Source organism: Enterobacter sp. MGH85, assembly GCF_001037655.1.
In the GTDB taxonomy this organism is placed as follows: domain Bacteria; phylum Pseudomonadota; class Gammaproteobacteria; order Enterobacterales; family Enterobacteriaceae; genus Enterobacter; species Enterobacter intestinihominis.
Genome location: NZ_KQ089927.1, coordinates 29,423 through 39,028, shown reverse-complemented (window position 1 = coordinate 39,028; position 9,606 = coordinate 29,423). Strand labels below are relative to the sequence as shown.

Below are 9,606 nucleotides of genomic sequence, written 5' to 3'. Positions count from 1 at the left end.
GTACCCGCGCGCAGGCGCGCGGCGCCCACTGCGCACCCCCGTGGGGGACGTGCGGCAGCTGCGTGGCGGCGGGCTGGGTTATGGCTTAGCAGGAAGGGGGGTTGGCCTGTTGCTCCGGTCAGTCCCGCAGTTTCCGGCGATTTGCGGCCGGTGTCCGGTGGAGTCCGGCGCGGTCGCCTTCCATGCCCTGACGGGCATAAAAACATGTAAATAAATTCCGTACTTGTATTGACTTTAAAGGCGTAATCACCGATAATTAAATCATCGGGAGGCAATACCGCCACCCGAAAAATTGCCGGTATCGGATCACTAAGGAGTAAGCATGACCACTGTTACCACCCCTTCCCAGCTGAAAAAAGAAGTCGAATCTCAGAAAGAATTATTGCTGCGCGCCTGCCTCGAAGCGTTCAACCAGCTGCCTAATCAGCGCCTGCAAGGCGCTTTCACATCGACGTATGCACTGGCGGCAAAATTAGACCAGCTGCTGCAACAAACTAAATAGCACTGACGACCCGGCCAAGCCGGGTCTTTAACAGAAAGATCGAGGACAAACGACATGACCACACAAACCCTTGAGCAGACTCTTGAAGATTTTCGTCGCCAGTGTGAGAGTTTTGCGCGCGAACAGCAGCCCCGCTGCGGCCTGATTTATGAACTGTATCAGCGCCGCCTGAGCGCGGTTATTGACGGCTATCTTGCTGGCGTTCCGGCCGAGTATCGGGAAGAACTGATCGCGGTAGCGCGGCGTGAATTTGACTATCTGACCCAAGACGAGATCGCGGAAGAAATCCGGCAGGATCGGGAAAACGATTATTGCAGCCACGGTATTGAGCGTAATTGTTGCCCGCTGGGCTGCGGAGATCTAGACGATTACTGAGCCGCCGAAAGAAAAAAACCCGGATTGACCGGGCTTTTTTCTTTCCGCTGCGCGGCCGTTTCAGTTATTACTCCGCGCTGCTTTTGGCAATTTCTGTATAGCACAATACACTACACATTAAGCTCGTTTGCTTCGACGGCTAGCCAGCAGTTAAAGGTTTCGCTCTGCCGTTCGCCGCCGCAACCTCCCTCCGCTTTCAGCTTTCCGCAAGCCTGGCATTTCCCCAGCTGCGCCTTTTGCTCCTGCCACTGTTGCCAGTTTCGGATCAGCAGCAGTTGGAAAAACTCATTCGTGGAATAGGCTGTTCGTCCTGGACGACGAACCCGGCAAAGCTCCTGTAACATTGCTTCTTCCTGTTTTGTTAGCGTGACTGTCACGCTAGCGCCTTCCTCTTTGAGTCGCGCGCGGCGCCGGGCCTGGCGAATACGGGCTTGTTCACGCTGTCGGTCATTCATATTTTTCCTCCACGTGACTGTCACGTTGAATTAAACCGGGCATTACCCCTGCGGGGCCGTTCTGCCGTGCTGCGCATCGAGCCGCTACGCGTCTCGCCCCTTCGGGCGGCGGCCACTAATGCCTCCGGCCTGCGGCCTCCGCGCTTCGCTTGAAAAAAAACCGGGACATGCCCGGTTTACATTATCTCAGTAGAATTATGGCTATCGCGGCACCCACGGCGGCGCCCACAATAGTGCAGCCAGCTGTAATAAAAAGGATCTGACGGGTTAACGTCTCAGCTCTGGACGCCTGCGCGCGGCGGAACTTCGTCAGAAATTCCTCACGCGCCTTAGCATCATCACTAATTGCCAGGCTAATTGAACGCTGGTTTTCTACTAAAGTCCGTTTAAGAGAGTCTGCCGTCTCTCCTAAACTTTCGGTGTCTTTTGCCAGCTTTTCCGAAAGCGCAGAAAGTATCTCAGTCATTTCTTTCTGACTTGCGGTGATTTCCTTCGCGTCACCTAAAAACCAATCCATCAGAACTTCAAATTTATCTGGCTGCTTTTCCATTTTATTCTCCCATTAAAGCCGCATATGCTTTATCGAGATTAGCTTTAACAGGAATTGCCTGTTTCATGTAGGTATAACGGCGGGCCAGTTTTTTGCGCTCGTCAGCATCCGTTGTTTGTTTAGCGCGGGCTTTAAATTCTTCTGGATCTTCAGCGGTCAATGCTTCGAATGAGATACGGTGATACGCGAGATATTCGAAAACTTCACTGTTATAAATAACAGATTTCTTGCTGATTTTGCCAACTTTCGTTCGTTTGACAAATTCAAATACCGGCGCCAGTACATCCTCTACTTCACTATCTGGACTAATGCGGTTTGGAACAAAGATGATTTTATCGCTGCTTACACCTGCCTTACTTAACGTATGTGCTGTTTTCAGGCTTTCATCAATGGCCTTATTATCAGGCGTAACCGGGATTACATACTTATCAAATTCATTCGCGCCACTGTCAAAGCGGGACATTGCCATCAGGAACGCTTCTACGTTTGACGCACCAATATCAATAATCCCGGCATCTTCAAAAACAATATCTTCAATCAACCGTGAAAAGTCATCACCTTTAAAAATGGAAACATTCTCAATCCCCAGATCGGAAGCAGACTGGTTGATAGTTTCAACCGCATAGAATTTTGCTCCAGTCAGACGCGGGGCTAACAGGTAGGATGAAATTAAGGTTTTACCAACGCTGCCACTGTAATTAATTACCGCTACTTTCATAAATCACCTCAGAATTTTTTATTGAACATCTTAGGGTCGAAATCTTCACTGATTTTATTGAAGAACTCTTTATCAATAATGCCGGGACTTTCTTTTTTTTCACTTCCTTGCGGTTCAGGCTCAGGCGGCGTTTGTGTATTGTGCAATACACTTTCCTCTGCACCTTTCTCGCTACCTCCTTTTTGTGTATTGTGCAATACACTATCATCATTGTTCGGCATCCTTTCATGTGTATTGTGCATTCCATTTTTCCGGATTTGCCGCGCTCTATATAGGGACGTATCAAAGCTACGAACGTTCACACCTTCCAGGCCGAAGCGTTCAGAAACTGCCTTATAAATTTCCTCCCTGGAAACTCCCAGTGACAGCATTTCTTCTATTTCCGGCAACATCAACTGAAGTGCCGCCCTGATACTTTTGGGCTTCATAGTACCCTCATTTAGAATGATGTAATTTTGATGTAATTTTGATGTACTTTTGATGTACTTTTGTTGTACTGGCTACCTCATGACCAAAGAATGATGTAATTTTGTTGTACTGTCAACCTTCAAGTGATGTAATTTTGATGTAATTTTGATGTACTTTTGTTGTACTGGTATTCATGCAAGCATGAATACGGAATATTGAACGCTTTTTAGCCAGTTAGTCCTTAACCTACGTAGATCGCCCCTACCAAAAAAGATGATTTTTTATCCCTTAACCTGCTATACACCTAACGCAGCGCGATAAATCACGCTATCATACTGATTTAAAAGATAAAAAAATAAATAGCAACAATATTCGGTAATAATTAGGTATTAAAAACACCCAATAACTCATTGTTTTATAATGAGTTTGCTTTATTACTTTGGTAATACTAAGATTTCAGCTTGTTAGATCCCAATTTTTTGTTTAAAAAATGCACAATGTGAGGACTGAATGCCAATAATAACCGCAAAAGTATCAGATGAACTTTTGGCCTATATAGACCTGGTTTCAGGAGGTAATCGGTCAGATTATCTGCGGCGCTGCATTGAAGCTGGCCCAGGTGATCGGGAGTCCGGGTTGAAAATAGTTGCCGACCGGCTGAGCGACGTAAATCGCAAACTGGATTATCTTTTTGACCGTGCTTCAGATGCGGATTTTGGCCCACTGCGCGATGAGCTGAAGGCAATAACCGAAACGCTATCTGGCGTAAAATTCCCACCGGCAGGACAGATGATGTTGCATGAATCACTCGCTATTGAAACGCTAATCCTCCTGCGCTCGATAGCAGAACCGGGCAAAACCAAAGCGGCAAAAGCAGAGGTTGAACGTAACGGCTACAAAGTCTGGGAACCAAAAAAGGAGCGCTGAAATGGACGATAGAGAAAGAGGCTTAGCATTTTTATTTGCAATTACTTTGCCTCCAGTGATGGTATGGTTTCTAGTTGCAAAATTTACCTACGGTATTGATCCATCCACGGCTAAATACCTGATTCCGTATCTGGTTAAGAATACTTTTTCGCTATGGCCTTTATGGTCAGCTTTAATTGCTGGCTGGTTTATTGGTGTTGGCGGTCTGATCGCTTTTATCATTTATGATAAATCACGCGTGTTTAAAGGCGAAAGATTCAAAAAGATTTATCGTGGTACAGAGCTTGTTCGCGCCAGAACACTCGCTGATAAAACACGCGAAAGAGGTGTCAACCAGTTAACCGTGGCTAATATCCCCATACCTACATACGCTGAGAACTTGCATTTTTCGATTGCCGGTACAACCGGTACTGGTAAAACCACAATTTTCAATGAACTGTTATTTAAGAGCATCATTAGAGGCGGCAAAAATATTGCTTTAGATCCAAATGGGGGCTTCTTAAAGAATTTCTATCGTCCCGGCGATGTTATTTTAAACGCCTATGATAAACGCACTGAAGGCTGGGTGTTTTTCAATGAAATTCGCCGTTCATATGATTACGAGCGCTTAGTGAACTCTATTGTTCAGGAAAGCCCTGATATGGCTACTGAAGAATGGTTCGGCTATGGCCGTCTTATTTTTAGTGAAGTTTCGAAAAAACTTCACAGCCTATATAGCACAGTAACTATGGAAGAAGTTATTCACTGGGCCTGTAACGTTGACCAGAAAAAATTAAAAGAATTTTTAATGGGGACGCCTGCCGAAGCTATTTTTTCCGGGTCTGAAAAAGCAGTTGGAAGCGCGCGATTTGTTCTCAGTAAGAATCTTGCCCCACATTTGAAAATGCCGGAAGGTAATTTTTCCCTGCGTGACTGGCTTGATGATGGAAAGCCGGGAACCCTGTTTATCACCTGGCAGGAAGAAATGAAAAGGTCACTTAATCCGCTAATTTCCTGCTGGCTGGATTCGATTTTTTCTATCGTGCTGGGTATGGGTGAAAAAGAAAGCCGCATTAATGTATTTATTGACGAGCTGGAATCACTCCAGTTTCTGCCAAACCTCAACGATGCACTGACCAAAGGGCGTAAAAGCGGTCTGTGTGTTTATGCTGGCTATCAAACCTATTCTCAGCTGGTTAAGGTTTATGGTCGGGATATGGCTCAGACAATTCTGGCTAACATGCGTTCTAACATCGTGCTGGGCGGCAGCCGTCTCGGTGATGAAACGTTGGATCAAATGTCGCGCTCACTCGGTGAGATAGAAGGCGAAGTTGAGCGTAAAGAATCCGATCCTCAGAAGCCCTGGATTGTCCGTAAACGCCGCGACGTTAAAGTTGTTCGTGCCGTAACGCCTACCGAAATATCAATGTTGCCAAACCTCACCGGCTATCTGGCGTTGCCTGGTGATATGCCCGTCGCTAAGTTCAAGGCTAAACACGTTAAATACCATCGCAAAAACCCTGTTCCTGGCATTGAACTGAGGGAGATCTGATGCTTGATATAACCACGATTACCCGCCAGAACGTCACTAGCGTTGTGGGCTACTACTCTGATGCAAAGGATGATTACTACAGTAAGGATTCATCATTCACGTCCTGGCAGGGAACCGGAGCTGAAGCCCTCGGCTTATCCGGGGACGTTGAATCAGCCCGGTTTAAAGAGCTGCTTGTCGGAGAGATAGATACCTTCACGCATATGCAGCGACACGTGGGTGATGCCAAAAAAGAGCGTCTGGGCTACGACCTGACGTTTTCAGCGCCTAAAGGGGTATCCATGCAGGCGCTGATACACGGCGATAAAACCATTATCGAGGCTCATGAAAAAGCTGTTGCCGCTGCTGTGCGTGAAGCTGAAAAACTCGCGCAGGCCCGGACGACTCGCCAGGGGAAATCAGTAACCCAGAATACCAATAACCTTGTCGTCGCTACTTTTCGCCACGAAACGTCCAGGGCGCTAGATCCTGATTTGCACACCCACGCTTTTGTCATGAACATGACCCAGCGCGAGGACGGCCAGTGGCGCGCGCTCAAAAATGATGAGCTGATGCGTAACAAAATGCACCTGGGCGATGTTTACAAACAGGAGCTGGCGCTGGAGTTGACCAAAGCCGGTTATGAGCTGCGTTACAACAGCAAAAATAACACGTTCGATATGGCCCATTTTTCAGACGAACAGATTCGCGCTTTTTCCCGCCGGTCGGAGCAAATTGAAAAGGGACTCGCTGCAATGGGCCTGACGCGGGAAACCGCCGATGCTCAGACGAAAAGCCGCGTCTCGATGGCGACGCGTGAAAAGAAAACAGAGCATTCCCGTGAAGAAATTCACCAGGAATGGGCCAGCCGCGCCAAAACGCTAGGCATTGATTTTGATAACCGTGAATGGCAGGGACACGGTAAACCTCTGGAGGCTGATATTGCGCGCAACATGGCCCCGGATTTTACCAGCCCTGAGGTTAAAGCTGACCGGGCTATCCAGTTTGCAGTTAAGTCGCTGTCAGAGCGCGATGCCAGCTTTGAACGCCAGAAGCTGATTCAGATCGCTAATAAGCAGGTGCTGGGCCATGCCACAATGGCCGATGTTGAAAAAGCGTACCTGAAGGCGGTACAGAAGGGCGCCATCATCGAGGGCGAAGCCCGGTATCAATCAACGCTGAAGGTCGGTGCTTCAGTTATGGCCGAAACTCTGACGCGCAAAGAGTGGATCGACTCGCTGACGAATAGCGGGATGCGTGCGGATAAAGCCCGTTTTGCGGTAGATGATGGTATTAAAAACGGCAGGCTTAAAAAGACCAGCCACCGCGTCACTACCGTGGAGGGTATTCGCCTTGAGCGTTCCATTCTGACTATCGAATCACGCGGCCGGGGGCAGATGCCGCGACAGCTGACCGCAGAGATTGCAGGCCAGCTGCTCGCCGGGAAAACCCTCAAGAATGAGCAGATGCGCGCAGTTACAGAAATTGTGACGAGCAAAGATCGTTTTGTGGCCGCACATGGTTACGCCGGTACCGGTAAAAGCTATATGACGATGGCCGCTAAAGAGCTGCTGGAGTCACAAGGGCTGAAGGTCACGGCGCTGGCCCCCTATGGGACACAGAAAAAAGCGCTTGAAGATGATGGATTACCGGCCCGCACCGTTGCCGCCTTCCTCAAAGCGAAGGATAAAAAGCTGGATGAAAAATCAGTCGTATTCATTGATGAAGCCGGGGTTATACCCGCCCGGCAGATGAAACAGCTGATGGAGGTGATCGAGAAGCATAACGCTCGCGCGGTATTCCTGGGGGATACGTCACAGACGAAAGCGGTAGAAGCCGGTAAGCCTTTTGAGCAGCTGATTAAAGCAGGTATGCAGACCAGCTACATGAAAGACATTCAGCGACAGAAGAATGAAGTTTTGCTTGAGGCGGTTAAGTATGCCGCTGAAGGTAATGCCGCGCGCGCCCTGAAAAATATCACCGGCGTGAACGAACTGAAGGAAGAAGCGCCCCGACTCGCTCAACTTGCCGATCGCTACCTGTCTCTGTCCTCAGAACAACAGGATGCCACCCTGATAATCTCTGGTACGAACGCCTCACGCAAAACCCTCAATGACTACATCCGGGGCAATCTGGGGCTTGCCGGAACCGGCGAAACGTTCACGCTACTTGACCGCGTGGATTCGACACAGGCGGAACGCCGCGACAGCCGTTATTTCAGTAAAGGGCAAATCATTATCCCCGAACAGGATTACAAAAATGGTATGAAGCGGGGCGAGTCTTACCAGGTTCTTGATACCGGGCCGGGCAACAAATTGACGGTTGAAAGCAGCAGCGGTGAGCAGATCGCTTTCAGCCCGCGTACACACACCAAGCTGTCTGTATACCAGGCAGTCAGCGCCGAACTGGCGCCGGGCGATAAGGTCATGGTAACGCGTAACGATAAAACGCTGGACGTTGCCAACGGCGACCGCTTCACGGTGAAAACCGTGGAGGGTGAAAAACTGACGCTTGAGGACAAAAAAGGGCGCACGGTTGAGCTGGACAAAAAACAGGCTTCTTATCTTTCCTATGCTTATGCAACCACCGTCCACAAATCCCAGGGGCTTACCTGTGATCGCGTGTTGTTCAACATAGATACCAAATCGCTTACCACTTCTAAGGACGTTTTTTATGTTGGTATTTCGCGTGCGCGTCATGAGGTGGAAATTTTTACCGACGATAAAAAATCTTTGGCATCGAGCGTGAGCCGCGACAGCCCGAAAACCACGGCCGCAGAAATTGACCGTTTCTTTGGGCTTGAGGCCAGGTTTAAGGATATTGGCCGCGATACCAGTTTAGAAACCCGATCAGCTGAAAAAGGTCTGCCAGAAGCCACGGGGGAAAGCATGGCGTTTAACCAGAAACCCGATGAACATAACATGACAACCGGCACTGATTATCAGCCGGTGAGCAACGCAGAGGACGCCTTTCATCTTAAGCAGAACCCTATGGATGATTCCGTTGGCCTGCGGCGTCATGAAGCACAGCAAAATGATGCAGAACTGGCCCATGATTATGCTGCTGCCGACGATCAGCAGTGGAGCGCGCAGGAGTATGCCGATTACGAGCATTATGCCGAAGCATCAGACTACGACTTTGACAGCAGCATTTACGACGATTACGCCATGCCGCAGACGTCTCAGGCGGAACAGAGCCATACCGGAAAAGAACACACCCATGAGCATGAGCATGAAGAAGGGGGCCATGAAATCTGATGGAGCAGACCGACAAGCGCAAGCAGGATAAACTGAAGTTCGACCGGGTAATTAATCTGGCGCGCAGACTGCCGCAACCGGCGATCCATGACTTACTACGCGCGCTGATACTGCCAATTCAGGCCGATTACTTGCTGGCCGTTGGCACGGAGGGCCAGGACGCGCGCCCGGACATGAACGAGCGCGAGTTCTTCTTCACAAAAATCATCTGGGCGATGGATTACACGCACATGAAATCACTCAGGCTTGCAGCTGAAGATTTTCCCCTGGCGCTTGCGACGGCCAAGATCCTGCCGTGGCCGTGGGGTGAATCAAGCTACCGGAGTGCTTTAGCCGATATAGGGGTTCGAGGTTCAATCGTGTAAAAAACCACGTTAAGGCAATAATTCATTGTTTGAATTGAAATTTAATGGCCTCAACTCTCCCTTCAGAATATTTTCCGGCAGCGTGAACGTATAATGTCCCAGCATGTTGATATGACCGTACATCAGTGGCGACAGGCGTGAGATATGCTCGTCTTCCGGGATCTCACCAGCGCTGCGCAAATGTGATAGCGCTTCCTGCATATAAAGCGTGTTCCACAATACAACTGCGTTAGTGACAAGCCCCAGCGCACCCAGTTGATCCTCCTGCCCCTCACGGTAACGTTTTCTAATCTCACCACGTTGGCCGTAACAGATCGCCCTTGCCACGGCGTGACGGCCTTCTCCCCGGTTAAGCTGAGTCAGTATCCTGCGACGATATTCTTCATCATCAATGTAGTTGAGGAGGTACAGCGTCTTGTTGACCCGTCCCACCTCCATAATCGCCTGCGCCAGCCCTGACGGACGGGAACTTTTTAAAAGCGAGCCCACAAGTTCTGAGGCGTGGACTGGGCACTGTTGCAAATAGTCGGTGGTGATAA

General features: G+C 49.2%; 10 protein-coding genes and 1 pseudogene. 6 read left to right on the top strand and 5 right to left on the bottom strand.

What is annotated here, in order from left to right:
- Positions 1–322 precede the first annotated feature (322 nt).
- Positions 323–502 (top strand): protein CcgAI, encoded by a 180-nt coding sequence (gene ccgAI / locus SK51_RS23490; RefSeq protein WP_000214483.1) that lies wholly within the window; start codon positions 323–325, stop codon positions 500–502.
- Positions 503–556: 54 nt separating this feature from the next.
- Positions 557–877: a protein CcgAII gene (gene ccgAII, locus SK51_RS23485; protein WP_001749971.1), complete on the top strand. Its 321-nt coding sequence runs from the start codon at positions 557–559 to the stop codon at positions 875–877.
- Positions 878–987: 110 nt separating this feature from the next.
- Here the strand turns inward: ccgAII and SK51_RS23480 are convergent, their stop codons facing one another.
- From SK51_RS23480 to stbA, 4 genes are all read right to left on the bottom strand, one after another.
- Positions 988–1,332, bottom strand: coding sequence for a hypothetical protein (locus tag SK51_RS23480; protein WP_000999874.1), 345 nt, complete (start codon positions 1,330–1,332; stop codon positions 988–990).
- A 181-nt stretch (positions 1,333–1,513) separates the two neighbouring features.
- A complete protein-coding gene (stbC, locus tag SK51_RS23475; protein ID WP_000414913.1) occupies positions 1,514–1,882 on the bottom strand; it encodes a plasmid stabilization protein StbC in 369 nt (122 codons plus the stop codon).
- Position 1,883: 1 nt separating this feature from the next.
- Positions 1,884–2,600 (bottom strand): StbB family protein, encoded by a 717-nt coding sequence (stbB, locus tag SK51_RS23470; protein ID WP_001749973.1) that lies wholly within the window; start codon positions 2,598–2,600, stop codon positions 1,884–1,886.
- Between the two features lie 8 nt (positions 2,601–2,608).
- Positions 2,609–3,028, bottom strand: coding sequence for a plasmid stabilization protein StbA (gene stbA / locus SK51_RS25730; protein WP_001749974.1), 420 nt, complete (start codon positions 3,026–3,028; stop codon positions 2,609–2,611).
- Between the two features lie 490 nt (positions 3,029–3,518).
- On the opposite strand from stbA, the gene SK51_RS23460 reads away from it, so the two are divergent.
- Genes SK51_RS23460 through SK51_RS23445 form a run of 4 tightly spaced genes read left to right on the top strand, consistent with a single transcriptional unit; the run spans position 3,519 to position 9,067 of the window.
- Positions 3,519–3,935: a hypothetical protein gene (locus SK51_RS23460; protein ID WP_001749975.1), complete on the top strand. Its 417-nt coding sequence runs from the start codon at positions 3,519–3,521 to the stop codon at positions 3,933–3,935.
- A gap of 1 nt (position 3,936) precedes the next feature.
- Entirely contained in the window at positions 3,937–5,466 is a 1,530-nt protein-coding gene (locus SK51_RS23455; protein WP_000342688.1) for a type IV secretion system DNA-binding domain-containing protein, read from the top strand.
- Positions 5,466–8,702 carry a MobF family relaxase gene (mobF, locus tag SK51_RS23450; RefSeq protein WP_012561166.1) on the top strand — a complete coding sequence of 1,079 codons (3,237 nt, stop codon included), beginning with the start codon at positions 5,466–5,468 and terminating at the stop codon, positions 8,700–8,702. Before SK51_RS23455 ends, mobF begins: the two co-directional genes overlap by 1 nt.
- A complete protein-coding gene (locus SK51_RS23445) occupies positions 8,702–9,067 on the top strand; it encodes a DUF6710 family protein (protein ID WP_012561167.1) in 366 nt (121 codons plus the stop codon). The genes mobF and SK51_RS23445 overlap by 1 nt, the downstream gene beginning before the upstream one ends.
- A gap of 9 nt (positions 9,068–9,076) precedes the next feature.
- Here the strand turns inward: SK51_RS23445 and SK51_RS23440 are convergent.
- Positions 9,077–9,574: pseudogene (locus tag SK51_RS23440) on the bottom strand (Tn3 family transposase); the annotation flags it as partial.
- Positions 9,575–9,606 lie beyond the last annotated feature (32 nt).